The organism is Nonomuraea sp. NPDC000554 (assembly GCF_040300065.1).
Taxonomy (GTDB): domain Bacteria; phylum Actinomycetota; class Actinomycetes; order Streptosporangiales; family Streptosporangiaceae; genus Nonomuraea.
The window spans coordinates 1-21,830 of the sequence record NZ_JBEPDC010000018.1 but is presented as its reverse complement, the minus strand read 5'-3'; the positions used below and the strand labels follow the sequence as shown (position 1 = coordinate 21,830).

Sequence of the window (21,830 nt, the reverse complement as noted above, 5' to 3'; positions counted from 1 at the left end):
CCGGCGACTGCCATGCCCTTCGCGAGGCATGGAGCGGGCCACCGGCCTCGTTGGCAGCCTGGGACGGCCCGGTCAGGCCACGGGGTGCGGTGCGGTGCGAGACTGAGCGGCCATCAGGTGGTCGACGAGCGCCAGCAGCACATCGCGGCCCGCCGTCCGGTCGCGGGCGTCACAGAGCACCAGCGGCACCTGCGGATCGAGATCGAGTGCCTTGCGGATCTCCTCCTGTGTCCGGTCCCTGACGCCGTGGAAGCAGTTGACGCCGACGACGAAGGGGATCCCGCGGCTCTCGAAGAAGTCGATCGACGCGAAGCTCACGTCCAGCCGTCGGGTGTCGACGAGGACGACCGCGCCCATCGCTCCGTTGACGAGGTCGTTCCACATGAACCAGAAGCGTTCCTGCCCAGGGGTGCCGAACAGGTAGAGCACGAGTTCGCTGTTGATGGTGATGCGCCCGAAGTCCAGCGCGACGGTAGTGGTGGACTTGCCGCTCAGCCCTTCGAGATCGTCCACGCCGACGCTGGCATGGGTCAGGTACTCCTCGGTGCGTAGCGGGGCGACTTCGCTCACCGCGCCGACCATGGTCGTCTTCCCGACGCCGAAACCACCGGCGATAAGGACCTTCACTGCCAGGGGAGCAGCATCCCCGGAGTCAGAGGTTGCGTAGTCCATCCCTCACCGCCTCAAGGATTTTCATACCGGGAAGGCCGCCTGCCTGTGCGAAGGCCAGCGGTGGCCGGGCGCGCAGCTGACCGGCCCCGAGCAGGTCGCCGATGAGGATCTTGGTCACTGACACCGGGAGGTTCAACGCGGAGGCGACTTCGGCCACCGCCAGGGGACGCTTGCACAGAGCGAGGATGGTGCGGTGCTCCGGCTGCATCCTTCGCAGGCCGTGCTCCGAAGAGACCTCGGAGATCGCCGTCACCAGGGTGATCAGCGTCAGGTCGTCCCGCTCGGGGACGGTTCGTCCGCCCGTGATCGTATAGGGACGAACGAGGGACTCGTCGGCGTCATCGTCGTCGAAGCCCTCCGTCCAGTGCTTCATCCGCGTCTGCCCGCGTCATCGGCCTGCGGGGCACGCGTGTCGGTTCCCAGCTTCTGGCCGACCTGCTGGATCAGGGTGTGCATCGCGACGGCCATCAGTTCGGCGTCGACCTCCTGGGACGCGACCACGGCCAGATGGGTGCCGCGGCCCGCCGCCGTGACGAACAGCCACAGGTCGGCCATCTCGATGATGACCTGCTGCACCGGTCCGCCGCTGAAGAGCTGCCCGACACCGCGAGCCAGGCTCTGCTGGCCGGTGGCGATCGCGGCGAGGCGTTCGGCGTCCGAGCGTTCGATGGTCTGGGACCGGCTGATCACCAGGCCGTCGTCGGACAGCACGATGGCGTGCCGGGTGCCCGCGACCTGATCGACCAGGCCGTCCAGGAGCCAGTCCAGGTCTGTGTCGGTGGCGGTGGTTCGCTGCGTCATCATCGATCTTCCGTCGTAGGAGAGCCGAGCTCGGGGGATCCGTTCGGCTGGAGGGCGTCGTCACCGGTCCGACGCCTGCGGGACTGCCTCTGGAACGCGCCGATCGTGGCACTGGATCGGCTGGGCTGGTCGCGTGCGGCCCAGGTCTCCTGGTCGGTCTGTTCAGCCCTGTCCGCCGGGACTCTGAGCTCCGTAACCAGGTTGGCCTGGCGCACCCGCTGGGGCAGCGGCCGGCGGTCGGACGACAGGGGTGTGTCGTCCCGATCCGATGATCCGGCGGCGGGTGCTGTTACGTATGCCATCGCGCGTCCCCTGGAGCGAGTCGGCAACTGCCCGTCCTCGTAGGCCGGTTCCTGCGGGCGGGGCTGCGGACCGGTGGGGTTCTGGGGAACTTCCTCGGGAAGCGTGGCCGGCCCGGGCACCGCGCGGGGGCGGTCCACCACCAGCGGATCCGGAAGCAGCACGATGACACGGGTGCCGCCGAAGGCCGACGGCCGCAGTTCCACCTGGAGGCCCAGGCCCGCGGAGAGCCGGGCGACCACGTACAGGCCGAGACGCACGTCGTCGGCGTGGGTCATCACGTCGAGCTCCGCCGGCGACTGCATCAGGTCGTTGGCGGCGGCGTACTGCTCGGGTTCCATGCCCAGACCGCGGTCCTCGATCTCCACGGCGAGGCCGCGGCTGACCCGTGCGGCCCGCACCTCGACGGGGGTCGGCGGTTTGGAGAAGGCGGTGGCGTTCTCCATGAGTTCCGCCAGGACGTGGACCAGCGATCCCACCGCGCGCTCGGCTACCCAGGGCTCGCCCTCGACCTCGATCGAGATCCGTCGGTAGTCCTGGACCTCGCCTTGCGCGGCGCGCAGTACATCGAGCAGGCGTACCGGCTTGCGCCAGCGACGCTGCGGCTGGCCGCCGCCGAGGATCACCAGGTTCTCCTCGTAGCGGCGCAGCCGAGCGGTGAGGTGGTCCAGGTCGAACAGGCCCTCCAGCACCTCGGGATCTTCGTGCCTGCGTTCCAGTTCGTCCAGCTTCTTCAGCTGAAGGCCGATGAGGATCTGGGTACGGCGGGCGATGCGCTGGAGCATGCGCTGGAAGCCACGGTGTTGTTCGGCCTGCCGTACGGCGGTGTAGACAGCGCTGCGACTGGCCAGGTTGAGGGCCTGGCCCAGCTCGCCGAGCTCGTCGGGGGTGGGCTCGAGCATGCGTACTTCCGCGTCCACGTCGACGTCCTCGCCGCGTCCCAGCCGGGCGACCACGTCGGGCAGCCGCTCCTGGAGTTCCTGGGCATCCTCGCGCAGGTGGCGGATGCGCCGGCGAAGAATGGCGGTGAGGCGCCAGCTGGTGACGATGACCAGGCCCAAGGCGAGCACGCCCACGCCGGCGACACTGATGAAGACCACGAAGAGCTGATTGGCGTGGCTGTGACCGATCCTGTTGACGCTCTCGAGCCGGAGGCTGAGCAGTTCCAGCAGTTGCGGGTTGATCACGTCCACCGAAGAGCGCCACGCGGGGCCGTCCGCGCGGACTTTCACCTGGTTGGTCTCGGCGCTGACCCCGGAGGCGACCAGCCGCCCCTCCAGCGCGGTCATGGTATGCCACGCCTTGCTGGTCGTCAGCGTTCTGTACTGGGTCTCGTTGCCCACGAGACTCGGGATCACCCGGGACTGGAGGAGGTGCTTCCTGGTGCCGATGGCGTCGGCGACCAGGCCGTACTCCTCCCTCGTCAGGTGCCCCTTCTCCCAGCCACGGGCCAGAATGGCGTCCTCGCGGCCGATCATGTCGACGACCCAGAAGATGTCGACCAGCGTCTGCGCCTTACTGCTCACCTCGCTGTGATCGGTCTCGCTGAGGACGGTGAACACGCTGAGGTCTGACTCAAGGACGCCGCTGTAGTAGTCGAACGCCTCCTGCTCGCTGGCCCAACCGGCGTCCACCGCCCGGCGCTGCTGGTCGAGGAGGCCGAGGCCGCGCTCGGTCCGGGCGATGGCGTCGCTGAGCCCCTCCTGTCCGTTGCTGGTGTCCAGGGTTACCAGGGGACGGAAGGCGTTCACGGCCTGATCGGTCACCGCGCGTTGCTTGACAAGCCTTTCGCGAGAGGTGCTTCGCGCGCCGGCCTGCGCCTCCGCAGTGAGCTTTCGCTCCTCGTCAAGGCTGAAGAACAGGTCGGCCGCAGGGCTGCCGACGGTGTTGGTGGCCAGCTCCATCTGGGCCTTCTCCGCCTGCCACTGAGTGGCCAGCTGGTACATGCCCGAACCCAGCAGCGGGGTGAACGTCATGCTCGGGACGAACACGATGATGATCAGCACGGTACGCAAGGGCAGTCGGCGGGCACCGGCCACTCGCGGCGGCCCGCCGCCGGCTGACCCTGATAACCCGTTCCCGTCGCCCGCGGTCCTCGTTCGTCGTCGCCCGACCCGGCCCCATCCAGCCACGTGCAGGACACTCTCCTCACAGATCGGTGCGCCCATGACGAAGAGCGCCAAACTAGGCGATTAGTGGCCCGATAGTAGCCATAGAGCAGTTGGCCCGAAACCCCCCGCTTCGCCGGCCCTGCTGCGGGGCACTCTCGCACGTCGCGGTCCAGCAAGCGGCCCCAGCGGAGTGCTTCGACCGATCTATCACCTCATGGGGCATATGCACCCATTCCGCCGAATCTGCGCGCCGTCGTCCTACCTGTTCAGGCTGTCCTGGACGGCGACGGGTCGCGTCGCCGGACTCGGCCAGCGAGCTCGCCACTCGGCCGTCGGGGCGCGACACGAAGATCACTTAGTGCATCGCATCGAATACTCAGAGTAACGTGCGCTGTGAAGTCGATCTACGAGTGGAGTTCAGTGTTGATGCCACAACGACCCGGGTCCGCACTCACCGCGCTGGCCTGCGCCCTGTTGGCGATGCTGGCCGCATCGGGGACGCAGATGGCGACCGGTAGCGCGGCGCACGCCGCCAGTAGTGTGCGGCAGCCTGTCACGCGAGCCGCCGGCACGCCGTGCGTCCGGCAGGGGCAGACGACCTACCCCGTCAGCTACTACTGGAAGAACGCACTCGGCATGAGGCTGGGCAGCGGGTCGGTCTCAGTCGACACCTCCCCGTCCCTGTGGGGCGGACAGATCGCACCGGGCAGTACCTTCACCCTCACGCTGACGCACCGCACGGCCCAGTGGCCGCTGCTGGTCACCAGATACACCACCATGTGGGACCTGTCGTCCCTGCTGGCCAACGCCGATGTCATCAGCCAGTCCGGGACGGGCGCCATCAGCGGCAACACGCTGTCGATCACCTCGACGGGTACCAAGTCCGATCCCCCTGCGAAGGTCATCACCTTCCGGGTCAGGCAAGGGACCGTCGGGGGCAGCATGACCATCCGGCCGACCGGGATCAGCAGTGTCATCGCCGCCCCGGGCCAGCTCGGAAACAACACACCCGCGCCCCCGATCCAGATCGTCAACGGACAGTCCATCTCGCCCACCAGGGCCACCGACGACGCCGCCACCACCAAGCAGGACACAGCCGTCAGCGTGCCCGTCCTGGCCAACGACACCGCGACCGCGCCGACGATCACCAGCGTCACCCAGCCCGCCAACGGCACCGCGACGATCTCCGGCAGCAACGTGATCTACACGCCCCCCGCAGGCCTCAGCGGCACCGACACCTTCACCTACACCATCACCACCGCCTGTGGCACCAGCACCGCCACGGTCACCATCACCGTCACCTGTCCCTGGAAACCGGTCAACCTGGTCAACGGCAGCTTCGAGACACCACCTGTGGCCATAGCCGACTGGTCCATCCCCGACGCCTCCACCAACCCGAGCGTCGGCTGGCACACCACCGCCACCGACAACAAGCTGGAGTTCTGGCGGGGCGGCGCCAGCGGGGTCCCGGCAGCTGACGGCCAGCAGTTCGCCGAACTCAACGCCAACCAGGTCTCCACCCTCTACCAGGACCTGCCCACCGTTCCCGGAACACCGATGACCTGGTCGCTGTATCACCGAGGCCGCCTCGGCACCGACGTGATGCGGGTGCTCATCGGCGCACCAGGCGCGACCGTGGCTCAAATCCCTACCGGGGCCTCCTCCCCGGACATCTCCGACGACAACACCGCCTGGCGCCTCTACACCGGGGTGTATGTCGTACCTCCGGGACAGACCACCACACGATTCGCTTTCGAGTCGGTGTCGGCTGCGGGGGGCACCCCGACGGCCGGAAATTTCCTGGACGGCGTGGTCTTCCAAACGCCGCCCTGCCTGCCCATGACCAAGAGCACGGGACCCCAGGGGGCGCGTCGAGCCAAGTGACGTCCCGGGACACCCCTTCACCGCACGCCGGCCAAGCCCCCCGTTGCCCGATCCCAGGCGGACCCGGAGCGCAGGCCCGCCAGGTCCGAGCGCCGGAAGCCGCGCGGCGGTCGATCACCCGGCCACGCACGGTGAAACCCGAATGGAGCGGATCAGCGCGACGTGCTGCGCCTCTTGCGACACCCAACCAGACCACCGAAACAGCACGATGAGGACACCGGCAAAGGTCGTGACCACACCGTCGCCCAAGCCTGCGTCGCGACGATCGCGCGGCTCTGGATCGCCCTGGTCTGCGACCCAAACCGCAACCCCGTTGCAGACCGGTGATCAAGCGCCGACCACGTCCGATGTTCCCTTTGAGACCGCTGGTTCACGCGGACGGGGGCGTCAACAATCCCGGCGATACTCTCGTCCAGTACGCCCAGACTGCGGCCTACGAGGTCCAGGAACCACTTTGGGCTACTCCGTCAAGCTCATCACCGGCTGACAGTGCAGCCGGGCGCGCCCGCGACGGCAGATCCCGCGGCCTGTATTGGGTGGCTGTGCTGTCGGCGAGGACCGCGTCGACGAGTTCGAACAGAACCTGCCGGGAGGTGGCCGACGCCTTCGGCGGTCGTGATGGCATGGGTAACGATGATCGTGGCAGAAGGCTCAACGGGGCCTCTGGTAAGAGGACGATCTTGACGGATTGCCCTGACCTACCAGAGGTCGCGTTGCCACTGCGAGAGTGTGAGCTCCGCACGAGATAACGCGGGCGGGAGGCGAATGGTGTATCCCAGCCCTGCGGTGATTGGTGACGTTGCCGTACGGCCCTCAATCCCCACAGCACCACGAAGCCCAGGTAGAGAGCGACTCTCTGACCTGGGCTCATCAGCGTGGAGCCCAAGAGGTTCGAATTCCTGACGTCCTGCTTGCAAAACGGCCCGATCTTCAGGGCGAAAGGCGGCCCCGCGAGTGACCGTGACTGACCGCCCTTGACTAGTTGACGCAGCCCGGAATGGCGTTCAGCGGACTGCAGTTATCGGGGATGTTGTCACGGATATCCGAGTTCCGGATGCTGACATTGTTGTTGCCGGTGGCGATTCCACCGCCGGCGGATCCCTTGTTCCGCGTGACCAGGACGCGATCGAGCGTGGTAGTTCCCAGGTTGGAGATTCCTCCTCCCAGGCTGCCGGATATGTTGTTGTCCACGGCGCTCTGGATGAGGTGCGACACGCCGGTCGCCTGGGTGTTCAGCCCACCGCCGTTGATCGGCGCACTGTTCCCGGCCAGGACGCTCTTGGATATCGTCAGCGTCCCCGAGTTGAGGATCGCGCCGCCTCCGACGCCCGTTGCCGAGTTCGCGTTGAGCCGGCTGAGGAAGATCGTCGCGTTGGCGCCCGAATTATTGGCGAACGCACCACCGTTTCCTGCGCGGTTGCCGCCAAGGGTGGTCTGGTCCAGAACCACGGTGCCCGCGTTGAGGATTCCACCACCCAGGCCCGCCGTGCTTCCGCCCAGGATGGAGATCTTTTGGGCATGGAGTGTCGCCCCGGATGCGACCTCCAGGACACGGAAGGCGTCAGGTGCGGTCGGATCGCGCCTGATCTCCGTGCTCGACCCGCCCACCAGAGCGATGTCGCCCGTGATGATCGGCAGTGCGTCGCCGGGGGCGGTCGCGGTGGTGTAGTTGTAGACGCAGTGGGACGAGAGAAGGAGCCTGGCGACTCCGATCCCGTTGGCTGTTCGGATCGCCGTGACGAGCGCGTCCGGATCGCACGGGACATTCACCACCTTCGCCAGGCTGGACATCGCCTGTGCTGACGGCGACACCGCACCCAGCGCGGTTCCCGCGAGCACAGCGGCCCCTATGCCGCCGATGATTCTAGAAAAAGAGCCCATCGGGCCGCCCCTATATAGAAATGGACATTTGTCCCGTCGGTAACGAATGACCTGCCGGCATCGCCGAACAATAGGGAAACACGCCTGGGCTCAGTGAATGCTCGGGGAGCAGCTCTGTTCGGAACAGTTGACCAAGATTTGCAGGCGCCTTTCATGGCGTCGGCCGCCGGCTGCGTGCCCGACGTCGATGGTCCTGTTCTTGGCGGGACGGCATCTCCCTCAGCGAGGCGACGGACCCGGAAAGGCTTTCCTGGCTGATCCTTGACGGACCACATAGCGACGCCTCGGGCAGCCGTCGATCTATCTGTCGGCACCGGAAACGGCGAGATGGCTGACCGGCCGAATTGTCGAGGAACCGGCCCCTCGGCGAGTCGCTATCTGGCAATCGATGCGAGTTCCGGACTTAGGTCGCGAGCGACGCGCAGCACATACTCATGGCCTTCGGCTCCGAAATCTCGTCCTCACCGAACTCCGCCAAGCTGAGGCCGCCCGCTACGCGGCCGCCCCAGACGCGTCCGGGTCTGCGTCCCAAGACGGTGGAGCTGTATACCTGGCTCCTTGAGGCGGGATCGCGGTCGGGAAGCTCACCACGCCGTTGATCCGCTCCTGGCGCACAAGGGCGTCTCCGTCCCAACAGCCGCGAAGGCGTCCTGGCTGCTGCTGGCCGTATCCTTCATCGGGCGATCTTGCGATCCCATCCCGACGGAGCAGCAGCCATGAACGACACATACTCTCCCGTGCCGGAACTGAATCAGCTCAACGAGCTTCAAGAACGACTAGAGGGCGAGTTCATCTCGGACGGGTTCGAGCTGATCGAGTTCGGAGAGCCTCGACATGATGGCTGGTCGGACGCTCCGGAGTTCCTCGATGGCTTTCTCCCTTTCGCTTACGCCAACAGCTCCGGTTCGTTCTACGCCCTCTGGCGTGTGGACGACCGCACGGACCTGTCGACTTTGCCCGTTGCGGTGTTCGGGGATGAGGGAGGGATTCATCTCATCGCCTGCACCCCCCGGGATCTGTTTCGGCAGCTCGCGTGCGACAGACCACTGTGGGTCGACTGGGGAGGGGTTGACTTCGGCGCGTACGAGGGGTACCACCGCGACGGCGACAGACGTCGTCGAGCCCACGAGACATATCTTGCGTGGCTGGATCAAACCTTCGACCTCGCTCCGCCAGACGATCCCAACGAGTTGGTCCGTGCAGCTGAAAGGGAGCTGGGAGCCCGGTTCACGAGCTGGGTAGGGCGATTCGTGGAAGGGGTCTGATCACATCGCCGGCGACGGAGGTCCATGTACGTTCACGCGAAGGCCGGTTCCATGGGCCGCAAGGAGAACGTGGCTTCCCTCGGAGGACTTCCGCCAAATCCCGCGCCGGCAGAGAGCTCCGCCGGAGGCGTCTATGGCGCGAGGAGATCAGATGTGACGCCCGTGTGCGCCAAGGCTCGGACGGCGTCCGGGTTCCAGGTGTACTCGACTACGGGTAGTTCAAAGCCTGCCGGGAAGCGTTCCACGAACTCTCGTGTGGCCTGGCCGCCGCTTCGCTCGTAGAAGCCGATGGCCGGCGCGTTATCACGGAGCACCTCGAGGTAGATGTCCTTATCGGGATGATGGGTGACTGCCCAGGTGAAGGCGTGACGCATGAGCTGACGACCGATGCCCGAGCGTTTGCGTGTGGGGTGCACGTGGAGGTTTTCCAGCAGGACCCGGCCGTCAGGCTGCAGGAACAGATAGACGAACCCCTGAAGCTCGATGCCCTCAACCGCTACGACCAGCAAGACGGAGTTCTCGCCTACAGACTCAAGCGTGGAACACGCGAGTCGCGTGGTCCAGATGGCCCTGCGCACTTCCTGCAACGGTCCGTTGAGGTAGGTGGCAGGCATGATTCCGGCGTAGGCAGTCTGCCAGCTCTCGGTGTGCAGCGCTGCGACTAGTTCGGCGTCATCCGTTGTGCCTGTCCTGAAGTGCATGGACTTAGAGGGTGCCATAGCCACTTGTGGGCCTGACGGCGAGGTCGATGTTGGCACGGACGCCCCGCACCGTGATGGCGCATTCCAGGGGGTCGTCGCAACACAGTGATCAATTGTTGGCTGCGAGGAGCATAGCGAGACGCTCGGCTGGGGTATCCCAGCCGAGCGTCTTTCGTGGTCTGGCTGATCGGCGCTTGGTCAGTCCTCAAGCCCACCCGCCGGCAGACTCATGAGGACCGTGTCATGCCATCGGCCCCCACACGGTCAGGGAGCCGCGCTGAGCCGCCTCGTCTGCTTCGGGGACTGCGCCGGTGACGCTGCGAATGCCGCGTTGCCCCTGAGCTCGTTGGCCCATCTGCGGCTGGGGCGGTGTTGCACTATAGTAAGATCATCGATATATATCGACCCATGACGAACAGGTCGATGCAGGAACCGACGTTCCTGATCCTCACGGCCCTGGCGGCCGGGCCGCAGCACGGCTACGGCATCATCACCGACGTCCTGAAGATCTCCGGTGAGCGGGTGCGGCTGCGCGCCGGCACCTTGTACGCCGCGCTCGACCGGCTCCAGAGCGAAAAGCTGATCGAGACCGATCGCGAGGAAGTCGTGGACGGCCGGGCCCGGCGCTACTACCGGCTCACCAGCGAGGGCGCGGCCCGGCTGTCGGCCGAGGCCGAACGGCTGCGCCGGAACGCCGACACCGCCACCGCGCGGCTGCGCCGCAGTCCGGCCGCTGCACAACTGTCCCTCGGCGGCGCCTCGTGACCGCGCTGGAACGGCGCTACCGCCGGCTGCTGACCTGGTACCCGAAGGACCACCGGGCGCGGCACGAGGAGGAGATGCTCGCCGTGCTGCTGGCGGCCTCGGCTCCGGGCCAGAGTCGCCCGGCCGGACGGGAGGCATTCGACCTGGTGCGCGGCGGCCTGGCGATCCGGCTGCGCCGGGTCGGGCCGCCCGGGTCGCGGCGGCACTGGCGGGCCGCCGTCGACCTGGCGGCCCTCCTCGCCCCTCTCACGCTGTTCGGCGCCGGCCTGTTCCGCGCCGCAGGATACGCCGGACGGTTCGCCTTCGACCTGGCCATCCCGACGCTCGTCTATGCCCTGCCGTACGGGCTGGTCGTGCTGCTGGCGTGGCTGGGACGACGATGGGCGGCAATCGCCTGCGCGTGGGCCATGGCGGCGTTGCACGCGGCCGAGACGCTGGCCTGGCTGCTGTCCCTGCCTGAAGGGACCATAGTGGTGGGCGACGTGCTTCTCGTCTCGGGGCGCCCGCTGATCGCTGCCAGCATGCTGCTGTCGGCCTTCCCGGCGTGCGTCTGCGCGGCGATGCTGACCCTCGCGCCGTCGCCCGGTCCCGGCCTTGTGGGGTCCCGGCGGCTGCTGGCCTGGGTGGGCGGGGTCCTGGCCGCGTGCGTCGTGGGCGTCCTGCTGCCCAAGGCCTTCGGGGCCGTCCTGATGCTGGCCGCCCTCGGTACGGTGGCCGTGATGGCACTGTGCTCCCCTGCGGGCCGCCGGACGGCTGCCATCCTGATGCCGTTCCTCCTCGTCGCTGTCATGCGGTCGTGGTTCGCCGACCTGGTCGCCCTGACGGCGGTCACCGTCGCGACGGCGGCGCTGCTGGGTGTCACGGCGTGGCTGGCCCGCACCGGGGAACCCACCTGATGCGCTACGCGCCCACAGCGCCGTCGATGCCCTCGAACGTCGTCGTCCTGGCTGACGGCCACGCAACGATGGTCCATGATCGCTGACTGGTCGCGGTTGCGGTGATGGCCGCGAATTCTCCCTGGTCGTAGGCGGTGATGGTGTCTGCTTCCAGGAGAAACCAGAGAGACACATCGGTGTGGACGTTTTCGCCGCGTGTTCGTGTGGCGGTGGCGAAGAAGGGCGGGTCCCGGCTATTGGGACTGTACTAGCAGCTCAGGAAGGACCGTCCCATGTTGTCCATGGGGGGCCTGCCAGCTCCGGCTACGCACCGCCGCCCGGGAAGACGACCACCCCGGGTTTCTTGAAGACGCCTCCCGGTGCCAGCAACTACTATGCGCGGCATGTCGTCACTGTCCCGCCATGAGGTTCCGGTTGTTCGTCCTGCTGCCTGGCGTGTGCAGCAGACTTGGACCAGTCTGCTGCCGAAGGGCGTGACGTCATGCCCGCCGTTAGGCACCACCGACGGTCACACCAATTGGGTGGCGGCGGTGACGACCGCGGTCTTCGACGGCCGTGCCGTAGCGGTCACCGGAGGCGGCGACGACACCGTACGGGTCTGGGATCTGTCAACCGGCGAGCGGGTCGGCGCCCCATGGGTTGGTCACACGAACGCGGTGCGGGCGCTGGCGATGTCAGTTCTGGACGGTCGCCCTGTTGTGGTCAGCGGTGGTGACGACGACACCGTACGGGTGTGGGAACTCGCGTCCGGTAGGCCAGTGGGTGAGCCGCTCCACCTTCAGGCTGACAATGTGGAGGCCCTCGCGATCGCGGAACGCCATGGCCGCCGGGTGGTGGTCACCGGTTGCTACGACACGACGGTACGGGTATGGGATCTGGAAACGCGGCAGGAGGTGATGGCACCGATCCGCGGCCACACCGGCCCGGTGTACGCGGTGGCGACCGCGGTGCTGGACGGTCGCTGGGTAGCTGTCACGGGCGGCGACCGAACGGTCCGGGTATGGGACCTGGATACCGGTGATCCGGTGGGCAGCCCGTTCACCGGCCACGGTGGATACGTGAGCGCGGTTGCGGTCGCGGAGCTGACTGCCGGCCATCTGGTGGTCGTCTCTGGTGGCTACCAGTCGACCACACGCGTGTCGGACCTAGCCACCGGGCTTCCGTTCGGTGACCTCCCCCGATCTGCGGACCTAAAGGCCGTGACGACCACGGTCGTACACGGCCGACTGGTGGCGATCACCTGCAACTCCAACGAGCCGACCATCCAGGTGTGGGACCTGAAAACGGCCGAGTTGGTCGGTGAGCTGTTCCCTCAGCATCCCCGCACGGTGCATGCGGTGGCGACAGCAGTGGTGGACGGTCGGCAGGTGGTGGTGTCGAGTTGCGACGGCGGGTCGGTCCGGGTGTCCGATCTAATCGTCGGCGAACCGGCCGACAAACCAGTTCGCCACGCCGCCGCGATCACGGCGGTGGCCACCACTTCAGTGGCTGGCCGACCGGTGGCGGTCACCGCCAGCGATGACGAAACCGTACGCGTATGGGATCTGGACACCGGCGATCAGGTGTGCCAGCCACTCACGGACAACACCGGCGCCGTCACTGCTGTGGCCGCGACCCAAGTGGACGGTCGCGCGGTGGCGATCACCGGAGGCAAGGACGGCAATGTCCGACTCTGGGACCTCACACTGGGGAAGGCGGCTGGAGCACCGTTGACCACCCACCGCCGCCCGATAACCGCCGTCGCGGCCGACGACACGGGCGACCCACCCCGGGCCATCACCGCCGGCGACGACAAGACCATCCGGGTATGGGATCTCCGCACCGGCGAAGAGACCGGCAACCCCCGCAAGAGCGACCATCGATGGGTACACGGCCTCGCCACCACCACGCTCGACAACCGGCCCGTCGCCCTACTCGGACGGTGGGGCGGCGGCTTCCGGGTCCGTGACCTCACCATCAACCGCGACACCGGACTCCAGACCACCGGAAGCAACGGCAAACCGGTACGCCTCGTGGCCGCCACCATCGTGGACGGACGCCCCATCGCCATCACCACGAACGATGACTGGCGCGACCCACCGATGAAGGTATGGGACGTCGCCACCGCTCAGCAGATCGGCCAACTTTCCGCGGGAACCGTGGGCGCACTCGCCGCCACCACGGTCGACGGCCACCCCATCGCAGTTGCCGCCAGCCACAGAACGGTAGCGGCATGGAGCCTCACCACCTTCGACAAGATCAGCCCTGACATCGAATTCCCCGACTTGGTCAATGCCGTCGCTGCCACCCCACAAGGCCACGTCATCGTCTGCTTCGGCCGTGACATCGCCGTACTCACCGCAATCCGATCGAGCTGACCATGGCATGGTTCGACAGGGAGAACCGGCAGCCACCATCCTGAGAAGGTAAAGATCAACCACAGGTCCCATCTGGGATGGGATCATGTCTGCCACACGGGGAACCGCGGCCTTGGCCGTCACGCGCGGATCGCTCGATCTCCTCGCGATCCACGGATGAGCGTCAGCGGGAGATGGCCGAGAAGCTCGACCAGCGGGCGCGCTCGGCCCTGAAGAAGCGATCGGGCACGTAACGAGCACGGCCCTGAAAACAAGCCCTAGAAAGATCAAGAGCCCAGGCGTCTGGCCTGGGCTTTTGTGTGGGTGGAGCCTAGGAGATTCGAACTCCTGACATCCTGCTTACAAAACGGCCTGATCTTCAAGCACAACGGCCTCGACCTGTGCGGAGGACGATCCGCGAGTGACCGTGATCGACCGCTGTTGACCGCCCTTAATGGCACGCTAATGGCACGACGATCAGGCCCGCCTCCGTCGAACTCCTGGCGTCGGTTGTGCTAAGCAACGCCGCAGGCGCTCCTTGGCAGTGGTCTGGCGTCGGGCCCTGGGCTTGTAATCAACTTGTCCAGAGAGTGATCTTCCCGATAAGGATCGCGCCGAACCAGAAGGCGAACATCATGGCTACTGCCGTGCGAGCCGCCTTACGCTCCTGATCAGTCCGACCTGGCCGCCGTGCTCTTGCGATCAGCGTGATGGCCACGGCGACAAGACCAAAGGTCATCGAGAGCTCGACAGAGGTCATGACGTGAAGGTACTACGGCCAGAATCCCCTCTCTAATGCGATTTTCCCATCCGCCTCGTCCGCTGTACCGGCATGAGGAGGATTGAGACGTGCAGGTCACCTTCGCCACCGAAGCGGCACCCGGTCGGCTGAACGAGGACTTCGTCGCTGCAACTCCCGATGCCGCCGTCCTCCTCGACGGCGCGGGCACTCCGCCCGGCGCCGACTCCGGTTGCTCACACGGTGTGGCCTGGTACTCCCGCACCCTCGGCTCCACCCTCTTGGCCGCAATGACTCCGGACGCCAACACCCTGGCCGAACTGCTGGCAGAAGGGATCAAGACGATCTCATCACTCCATGACGGAACATGCGACCTGGCTCACCCCGGCTCGCCCTCAGCTACGGTGATCATGCTTCGGCGTACGAACGAGGCTCTGGAATGCCTGAGTGACGGCGCCTCTCGCCTCGTTGACCGCTTTCACCTGAGCACCTGGCGTCAGGTGCTCGACACGCTCGACGAGTCCGGCCCTGACGATGTCATCCGTCAAGTCCGCACAGCTGAGCACTCGGACCCGCAGGGCACGCGGTGGCCACGCGGCAAGGCCTTCGACGACGCCACTGCGCTCTACTTTCGGCTCTGACTCTTACTCCACCCACCACCAGCCGTCCCCCAGGTCGCGGATCGGCCGGCCAATGTCCCCCTCGGCAGTCTGGATCAAGTAGTCGTTGCTGGGCCGGCTTGGAAAGTAGGCGAGCCCCGACCCGTTCTCTGATCTCCATTCATCCCGGTAGATCGGCAAGTACAGCCCGTGCTCCTGGGCCTGGACTTCTCCGTTGATCGAAAGGTACTTCATCCACCAGGGAGGTTCGAGAGGCTTCCCCTCCCGGTAAGCAGTGGCAAGTTCGGCGAAGCTTGCCTGGTGAAGTCGCAGTGTGCTGTCGATGAATGTGGTTCGCCAATCGACTCTCCAGATGACCGCCCCCAGCGTGACGGCGATGACCAATGCGATGGCTGCTCGCGCGTACGCCTGGACCGAGAGGTACGAGATGACCGCGGTGAAGGTCCAGAGACACGCCCACAGCCAGCCGAACGCGATGGCCAGCAGGACGAACCACCAAATCTGCCTGTAGAGCGGGATCTGCAGATAGCTCATGGTGCCCAGAAAGATCCAGCCACCAACGGTCATCGCAATGGTCCACTTTGACCAGCGGGCGGACTTCAGATGAGACACCGACACAGGGTGAGTGTCCCGGCTAACACGCTCAGGCCGCTATAGATCAACCAGGGGTTTTACACCATTTGCACTACTCCTCCACATTCCAGTTGAAGGCTCTGCACATAAACTGGCGACCAGTGTTTTTACCTCCTAGACAGTTGGGGCAGACTCCAGCTATCGCCCTTTGCATAACCCCCTATACAGCTCGTCAGAGCGAAGCGGTCGGACTGTCTAGGGGATAGACAAGGAAGTGACGGACGGTGGCACTTCAGGGCCCGATCCCTGTGACATTCGAGATGGCTTTCCCGCACGGCTACTACATCGTCGGGGAGGTAGAGCCGGTCAAGGACTTCGACGCCGGGTGACGTGCCGATGCCGCCTGCGATTCATAACCAGTCCACCGAAAAAGAAGGATGAGCACGCCGACAAAGGTCGTGACCACACCAGAGAAAAAGGCAAGAAGCGCCATGACCAACTCGCCGTCTGGATCACCAACCCCGGAAGGTCGTCCTTCGACCCAGTCCATCGTGGCCCAGCCCTGCGTCGCGACGATCACGCCGAACACGGTCGTGATCGCACCCAGGACGTAGCCAGGTGTGCGCGTCCACGATCGCGTGGCGAGCAGCACGATGCCGACCAGCGTCCCGAGTGGAACGGTTACGATCTGTCCAACGTCCAGCGCCATTAGGGCTGCGAGCCGTACGTGCTCGAAGTTGTCGCCACGCTGAATCCAGAGGAAGGGCAGCGCAACGACGGCGCTGAGAAGGCTGACCGCCAGCAACCTGAGTAATGCCATGTACATCATGATCGTCGGCTTGCTTGGCTTCTGCTACCCCGGCTGAACGTGTAGCTGTACTTCTCAGCCGTACAAGATCGAAAAGGCCACTTCCCGATCACGGGATGCGGCTGGGTGGGGTCTAGGAGATTCGAACTCCTGACATCCTGCTTGCAAACGGGAGCCAGTCACGACGTGGAGGGTCTCTTTCCCCAGTCGGGCGTGTGGGGACGGTCGTCGGCGACAGGGGTTGTGTGTCTCCGTTGCTGTACCTCGCTGCTGTAGGGCCAGGTCGTTCTCATCCACGCGAGCGCACCGAAGGGACCATCCATTTCTTTGATGATTTCTCGACGGCGTTGCCGGTATTGGGCGCTTCGTCAGCGGCTGAGCACCAGAGGTGGGCCGTCCGCTCGCGGCTGACGGGTCCCGGTGGGCGGAAGTCACCACGCGACAGAAGAAATTTCGGCTGCACTGTCGAGAGCGCCCGTACGTCTCCGACAGAGAGGGTGAAGCACAGCACACCAGGGAGACCACTGTGACCACCACGACTACGCCCTCGACCAGGACCACTGCCCGGACCCGCAGCCGCATCCGAACCGCGCTGTCCTGGGTCGTGCAGCTCGGCCTCGCCCTGCAGTTCGCCTCCGGCGGGCTGCTGAAGCTCTTCGGCGACGCGCAGATGACGGCCATGTTCGACGAGATCGGGGTCGGCCAGTGGCTGCGGATCGTCGTTGGTTGCCTCGAGCTCGCGGGTGCCGCCGGTCTACTCGTCCCGCAGCTGGCCCGCGCGGCCGCCGTCGGACTCGTCGCGCTGATGATCGGCGCCACCGTCACCAACGTCGCGGCGCTCGGCACCAGCCCGGCGCTGCCGCTGGTGTTCTTGCTGCTCGCGGCCGCCGTTGCGGTACTGCGGCGCGGCCATCGCTGACCCTTCACCCTTAACATCAGAGGAGAACATCGTGACCGCGACAACGAACACCCTGCGCAGCCTGGAACCGCTCGTCGGCACCTGGGTCATCGATGGACCCGGCCTGTCGGGTACGGTCCGCTACGAGTGGATGGACGGCGGCGGCTTCCTCGTGCAGCACGTCGAGCTCGTCCAAGACGGTGAGGTCAACCGCGGCGTCGAGTACATCGGCTTCCACGCCGAAAGCGGCCAGCTGCGCTCGCACTTCTTCAGCCAGAACGGCGAGATCCTCGAGTACGTCTACGAACTGGCCGACGATACCCTCACAATCTGGTACGGCGGCGTCGACTCCCCGGCCAAGTTCGTCGGCACCTTCGACGCCGATGGCGTGCGCAACACCGGCGCCTGGCAGTGGCCGGGCGGCGGCTACGAGTCGAACATGACGCGGGTGGAGGAGCTGGCCCGATGAAGTACATGATCATGACATTTGGCGACGCGTCGGCGTGGGACACCCTGGGCCTCGGCGCTACGGAGGCGACCTGGTCTCCAGAGGAGGTCGCCGAGCACTTCCGCTCCATGTCGGCGTTCTACGCCGACCTCGCGGCCTCCGGCGAGATGGTCACCGGCTTCGGGCTGGCCGACCCCTCGCACACGATGACCGTGGAGATCCGTGACGGGCGGCCCGTCGCCTCCGATGGACCGTATGCCGAGGCCAAGGAGGTGCTCGCCGGGTTCGGGGTGATCGACGTCGCCTCGCACGACCGAGCGGTCGAGCTGGCCGCGCGCTTTGCCGCGATCGTGCACAGCCGGGTGGAGCTGCGGCCGGTCATGGACGACGCCGGCCGGGAGATGTGACCGTACCCCCGCGGATGGAGGACCTGCTGCGCGAGCTCGCGCCGCAGGTCCTCGCCGCGCTCACGCGCCGCTACGGCCACTTCGACCTCGCCGAGGAGGCCGTTCAGGAGGCGCTGCTCGCGGCCGCGACCCAGTGGCCAGAGCAGGGCATGCCGGACAATCCGCCGGGCTGGATGACCACAGTCGCCACCCGCCGTATGACCGACCTGCTGCGCAGCGAGCAGGCCCGCCGCCGACGAGAGCAGCAAGAAGCATCACGCGTGTTGCCCGCCGACCTGCTGTCACCGGCGGCCGACGTCTCGCCTGCCGGGGACGCGGACGACACCCTGCTGCTGTTGTTCCTGTGCTGCCATCCCGCGCTGAATCCGCCCGCGCAGGTCGCGCTCACCCTGCGGGCGGTCGGCGGCCTGACCACCGCTGAGATCGCCCGCGCGCTCCTGCTACCCGAGGCGACGCTCGCCCAGCGGATCAGCCGCGCGAAGAAACGCATCCTGGAGGTGGGCGGCCGGTTCCGGATGCCCGATGACCGGGATCGCGCACGTCGCCTCGACGTCGTCCTGCACGTGCTATATCTCATCTTCAACGAGGGCTACACCGCCACGGCAGGGGAGTCGCTGCATCGCGGCGAGTTGTGCGCGGAGGCGATCCGCCTGACCCGGATGGTGCACCGGCTGCTGCCAGATGTCCCTGAGGTGAGCGGGTTGCTCGCCGAGATGCTGCTCACCGATGCCCGCCGTCCGGCCCGCATCGGCCCGGACGGCGAACTGGTCCCGCTCGCGGAACAGGACCGCGGTCGGTGGAACCGGGTGGTGATCGATGAAGGCATCGCGTTGCTGACCGACGCATTGCCGCGCAAGCGGCCAGGCCCCTACCAGTTGCAGGCCGCGATCGCCGCCGTGCACGCCGAGGCGAGACGCTTCGAAGACACCGACTGGGCGCAGATTGCCGCCCTCTACCAGGTGCTCGACCAGCTCGCTGACAACCCCGTGGTCACGTTGAACCGCGCTGTGGCGGTGGCGATGCTGAGCGGCCCCGCAGCTGGGCTGGCCGTCCTCGAGACAGTAGCCGGGGACCAGCGGATGGCCGGCCATCACCGACTGCACGCGGTGCGCGGGCACCTGCTTGAGGAAGCCGGCGAGAGGGCGGCCGCGGCCGCGGAGTACCGTGCCGCTGCCCGGCTCACGACCAGCCTTCCCGAGCGCCGCTACCTGCTGACCCGCGCCGCCCGGCTGGATGTCCGCTGACACCCTCGAACCATCGGCTCTCCAGGCCGCAGCGCGGCGCTGCACGTGGATATCGAGACGAGGACGGCGGTCAGAACCACGCCAGTAAGGGACGTCAAGGATCAGCGCGTAGCACAATCGCCGTCTACGCGTCCGTGATCTGCCGTTCTGTCCTGCCCTGGCTCGCACGCCCTTGAGAACTAATCGCCAACTCACCCAGGTAGGCGACCAACTCCTGCACCGAGACAAGACCAAGACCGACGACTCGGGCTGTGGGTGACAAGGCCCGCGAGCAGCTCGGCACTCGTCTGGACTTGTAGCTGTATTTTTGCAGCTGCACAAGATCGCAAAGGCCACTTCCCGATCACGGAAAGTGGCCTTTGACGTGGGGTGGAGCCTAGGAGATTCGAACTCCTGACATCCTGCTTGCAAAACGGTCTGATCTTCAGGCGCAACGGCCTCGACCTGCGCTGGGGACAGTCCGCGAGTGACCGTGATTGACCGCTGCTGACCGCCCTCAATGGCACGCCAATGGCACGACGATCAAGGTCTTGAGCAGTAGAAGCGACTGCCCCTGCCCAGTCGTGCAAGCGCTCGCCGACACTTGAACCGCTACCGTGTCCATGTGATCGTCGAGCAGCAGGTCTACTTTATGATCCAGTCCGATGAACTGGATCCCGGTCAGATCACCCAGTACGTGGGCGTCGAGCCGACTCGATCTGAGGCGAAGGCGTCACGACGCGGCAGGAAGAGTGGGCGCCTTGTACCGCCACGACACGAATGGATGCTCGACTCCGGCTTTGCGGACACCACCTCACTCAATGAGCAGGTGGAAGCCGTGATGAATCAGTTGGCCGGCGCCTGGGGTCGAATCGGAGAGTTGACCGCTGGTGGTGCAGCAGCCACGTTGGTCATGCTTCGGTCGTTCGAACCAGGAGAGGGCTTCAGTCCGCGAGGGCTCGTTCTTAACGAAGAAGCCATCAGTTTTCTTCACAGAGCTGGAGCCGATCTATGGATCGACGAATACGACTGATCGCAGGGCTGGTGTGGGCAAACATGAAGTTCTCATAGTGGGCGGCCACGAGCATCCCAATACACGGCCAGGAATCCTCCTGGTGTGCGGCCAAAACTTCTGAAGGCCCACGGCCACCGTGCTTGAGCGGAACGACCCGAGGAGGAGCCTGGCAAGGCCGTGACGATCGCAGACGACAGCGTGCCATCGCCGATGTGGGCCAGATCCAGGCTTTGACGCCACAGCGATACCTGGCGGCGATTGTGGCCGGGTTAGGGTCCACCTCGTGATCGAAAAACGTCGTAATCGGTCGCTACCCTGTCGTCTCGCTTATCGAGAAGGAGACGCATGAGTCCGGTCACGCCCGAGATGATCAACTACTACATACAGCTCCTAAAGGATCTGGAACGGATGGAGGATGGCAGCACCAACGCACTGTTCTGGATGGTCGTGCGAGGCCGTGAGGAGCCCCTCACGGTCGCCGATGTCGCTCGCCGGCTGGGCGCTGTCCCCAACACGGCGAGCCCCCGAACGGTGCTGGAGCCGGCGGAACATGCCGTGTTGGAACAGAGCGACCACGGCGTGATCGTGCTGGCGGCCAACGTCTATATCGACGGTCCCGACATCTGGGCTCGTCTGACCGAGAACGCGCAGGCGTGGGGCTTCTGGTATCTGATCAACAATGCGAACAGGTTGTTCTATGCGGCCGATGGGCAGCTCGTCACCGAGTTGGACACCCTTTATCCCGAGCCTTCAGGGTGCTGGGGCCCAAATCCCCGTGCTCTGGATTCTTACCTCGGGGCCCTGCGCGCTCTTGCCGACCAGCAGCGTACGGACGACCAGGCCGGTGTGAAACCCTCCGCTCCCTACCCTGAGTGGGAGACCGCGCTAGCGACCGTGGAAGCGATGACCAGCGTGCGCTTGGACGTCGACCGATTTGCTCGGGGACAACAGTGGGTCCGCCCTCTCGGAGGCCGGTTGGATGCGATCTCCACAGAGTAGTGTTCGGGGAGCACTCAGCCCGGGGCGAGGTCGGGCAGGATGATGCTAGCCGTCGGATTTCTCCTGGCCGTTCACCAGGAACCAGGTGGCCACCTACCTGGACCGACATGGCCGCCAGCCAGGTTTCTCTCATGACCGCTTACAGCTGGTGATGGGAACGCTCGCGCGGTAACGGGCGGGGCCTCTAGGTGCATGAACTGAGCGCCGAACCTCATCGCCCTCCACCGTCTATAAGGTGATCAGCCACGTTGTTCGTTGGGCCGGGGCTGAGGAACGAAGCCCTGGACCGTCGATCGCCCCCAAGCACATGCGGAGGCCAGCCCTGCAGCGGCGATCGTAAGGACTGCATCTGTGCGGCGGCGCGGCAACCCCGGCCGGAGCGTTCGATGGGCACGGTGCGACTAGCGTGCGGTGGCCGGCCCGGTGTCCCGCCGCCGTCCGGGACCGGCCCCCAGGCCGCACGCCCGGACGGCGGGCGGGCGGAGGGC

At 66.1% G+C, this 21,830-nt stretch carries 21 protein-coding genes; 12 read left to right on the top strand and 9 right to left on the bottom strand.

Annotated elements, in window-relative coordinates:
* Positions 1–72: 72 nt before the first annotated feature.
* The 4 genes from ABT294_RS30215 to ABT294_RS30200 are packed head-to-tail and all read right to left on the bottom strand — an operon-like array spanning position 73 to position 3,779.
* A complete protein-coding gene (locus ABT294_RS30215; protein ID WP_350809686.1) occupies positions 73–672 on the bottom strand; it encodes a GTP-binding protein in 600 nt (199 codons plus the stop codon).
* A complete protein-coding gene (locus ABT294_RS30210; RefSeq protein ID WP_350809685.1) occupies positions 653–1,045 on the bottom strand; it encodes a DUF742 domain-containing protein in 393 nt (130 codons plus the stop codon). The genes ABT294_RS30215 and ABT294_RS30210 overlap by 20 nt, the downstream gene beginning before the upstream one ends.
* A complete protein-coding gene (locus ABT294_RS30205; protein ID WP_350809887.1) occupies positions 1,042–1,473 on the bottom strand; it encodes a roadblock/LC7 domain-containing protein in 432 nt (143 codons plus the stop codon). Before ABT294_RS30205 ends, ABT294_RS30210 begins: the two co-directional genes overlap by 4 nt.
* Positions 1,473–3,779: a sensor histidine kinase gene (locus ABT294_RS30200; protein WP_350809684.1), complete on the bottom strand. Its 2,307-nt coding sequence runs from the start codon at positions 3,777–3,779 to the stop codon at positions 1,473–1,475. Before ABT294_RS30200 ends, ABT294_RS30205 begins: the two co-directional genes overlap by 1 nt.
* 531 nt (positions 3,780–4,310) lie before the next feature.
* Between ABT294_RS30200 and ABT294_RS30195 the strand changes: the two genes are divergently transcribed.
* Positions 4,311–5,768 (top strand): Ig-like domain-containing protein, encoded by a 1,458-nt coding sequence (locus tag ABT294_RS30195; RefSeq protein ID WP_350809683.1) that lies wholly within the window; start codon positions 4,311–4,313, stop codon positions 5,766–5,768.
* 978 nt (positions 5,769–6,746) lie between these two features.
* Here the strand turns inward: ABT294_RS30195 and ABT294_RS30190 are convergent.
* Positions 6,747–7,607, bottom strand: coding sequence for a hypothetical protein (locus ABT294_RS30190; RefSeq protein ID WP_350809682.1), 861 nt, complete (start codon positions 7,605–7,607; stop codon positions 6,747–6,749).
* A 758-nt stretch (positions 7,608–8,365) separates the two neighbouring features.
* Between ABT294_RS30190 and ABT294_RS30185 the strand changes: the two genes are divergently transcribed.
* Positions 8,366–8,914: a hypothetical protein gene (locus ABT294_RS30185; protein ID WP_350809681.1), complete on the top strand. Its 549-nt coding sequence runs from the start codon at positions 8,366–8,368 to the stop codon at positions 8,912–8,914.
* A 131-nt stretch (positions 8,915–9,045) separates the two neighbouring features.
* Here ABT294_RS30185 and ABT294_RS30180 read toward each other — a convergent pair whose 3' ends face one another.
* The gene (locus ABT294_RS30180; protein ID WP_350809680.1) at positions 9,046–9,615 is read right to left on the bottom strand and encodes a GNAT family N-acetyltransferase; all 570 of its coding nucleotides are present in this window, start codon (positions 9,613–9,615) and stop codon (positions 9,046–9,048) included.
* 408 nt (positions 9,616–10,023) lie between these two features.
* Here ABT294_RS30180 and ABT294_RS30175 point away from each other — a divergent pair, with 408 nt between their 5' ends.
* The 3 genes from ABT294_RS30175 (at position 10,024) to ABT294_RS30165 (ending at position 13,633) form a co-directional block, all read left to right on the top strand.
* Complete coding sequence (locus ABT294_RS30175) at positions 10,024–10,380, top strand: PadR family transcriptional regulator (protein ID WP_350809679.1); 357 nt, start codon at positions 10,024–10,026, stop codon at positions 10,378–10,380.
* Positions 10,377–11,276, top strand: coding sequence for a hypothetical protein (locus ABT294_RS30170; RefSeq protein WP_350809678.1), 900 nt, complete (start codon positions 10,377–10,379; stop codon positions 11,274–11,276). The genes ABT294_RS30175 and ABT294_RS30170 overlap by 4 nt, the downstream gene beginning before the upstream one ends.
* A gap of 383 nt (positions 11,277–11,659) precedes the next feature.
* Positions 11,660–13,633, top strand: a complete 1,974-nt coding sequence (locus ABT294_RS30165; RefSeq protein ID WP_350809677.1) for a WD40 repeat domain-containing protein — start codon at positions 11,660–11,662, stop codon at positions 13,631–13,633.
* A 553-nt stretch (positions 13,634–14,186) separates the two neighbouring features.
* Here the strand turns inward: ABT294_RS30165 and ABT294_RS30160 are convergent.
* Complete coding sequence (locus ABT294_RS30160; protein ID WP_350809676.1) at positions 14,187–14,372, bottom strand: hypothetical protein; 186 nt, start codon at positions 14,370–14,372, stop codon at positions 14,187–14,189.
* Between the two features lie 89 nt (positions 14,373–14,461).
* On the opposite strand from ABT294_RS30160, the gene ABT294_RS30155 reads away from it, so the two are divergent.
* The gene (locus ABT294_RS30155; protein WP_350809675.1) at positions 14,462–14,992 is read left to right on the top strand and encodes a hypothetical protein; all 531 of its coding nucleotides are present in this window, start codon (positions 14,462–14,464) and stop codon (positions 14,990–14,992) included.
* Positions 14,993–14,995: 3 nt separating this feature from the next.
* Here ABT294_RS30155 and ABT294_RS30150 read toward each other — a convergent pair whose 3' ends face one another.
* Positions 14,996–15,583 carry a hypothetical protein gene (locus tag ABT294_RS30150; protein WP_350809674.1) on the bottom strand — a complete coding sequence of 196 codons (588 nt, stop codon included), beginning with the start codon at positions 15,581–15,583 and terminating at the stop codon, positions 14,996–14,998.
* Positions 15,584–15,884: 301 nt separating this feature from the next.
* Positions 15,885–16,364: a hypothetical protein gene (locus ABT294_RS30145; protein WP_350809673.1), complete on the bottom strand. Its 480-nt coding sequence runs from the start codon at positions 16,362–16,364 to the stop codon at positions 15,885–15,887.
* A gap of 514 nt (positions 16,365–16,878) precedes the next feature.
* Between ABT294_RS30145 and ABT294_RS30140 the strand changes: the two genes are divergently transcribed.
* The 6 genes from ABT294_RS30140 to ABT294_RS30115 all read left to right on the top strand — a co-directional run bounded on the left by ABT294_RS30140 (position 16,879) and on the right by ABT294_RS30115 (position 21,342).
* Positions 16,879–17,271, top strand: a complete 393-nt coding sequence (locus ABT294_RS30140) for a DoxX family protein (RefSeq protein WP_350809672.1) — start codon at positions 16,879–16,881, stop codon at positions 17,269–17,271.
* Positions 17,272–17,302: 31 nt separating this feature from the next.
* The gene (locus ABT294_RS30135) at positions 17,303–17,719 is read left to right on the top strand and encodes a hypothetical protein (RefSeq protein WP_350809671.1); all 417 of its coding nucleotides are present in this window, start codon (positions 17,303–17,305) and stop codon (positions 17,717–17,719) included.
* On the top strand, positions 17,716–18,105 hold the full coding sequence (locus tag ABT294_RS30130) for a YciI family protein (RefSeq protein WP_350809670.1): 390 nt from the start codon (positions 17,716–17,718) through the stop codon (positions 18,103–18,105). The genes ABT294_RS30135 and ABT294_RS30130 overlap by 4 nt, the downstream gene beginning before the upstream one ends.
* A 14-nt stretch (positions 18,106–18,119) precedes the next feature.
* Positions 18,120–19,349, top strand: a complete 1,230-nt coding sequence (locus tag ABT294_RS30125) for an RNA polymerase sigma factor (RefSeq protein ID WP_350809669.1) — start codon at positions 18,120–18,122, stop codon at positions 19,347–19,349.
* A 604-nt stretch (positions 19,350–19,953) separates the two neighbouring features.
* Entirely contained in the window at positions 19,954–20,361 is a 408-nt protein-coding gene (locus tag ABT294_RS30120) for a DUF4279 domain-containing protein (RefSeq protein WP_350809668.1), read from the top strand.
* Between the two features lie 327 nt (positions 20,362–20,688).
* Complete coding sequence (locus tag ABT294_RS30115; protein ID WP_350809667.1) at positions 20,689–21,342, top strand: hypothetical protein; 654 nt, start codon at positions 20,689–20,691, stop codon at positions 21,340–21,342.
* The last annotated feature ends 488 nt before the right edge of the window (positions 21,343–21,830 follow it).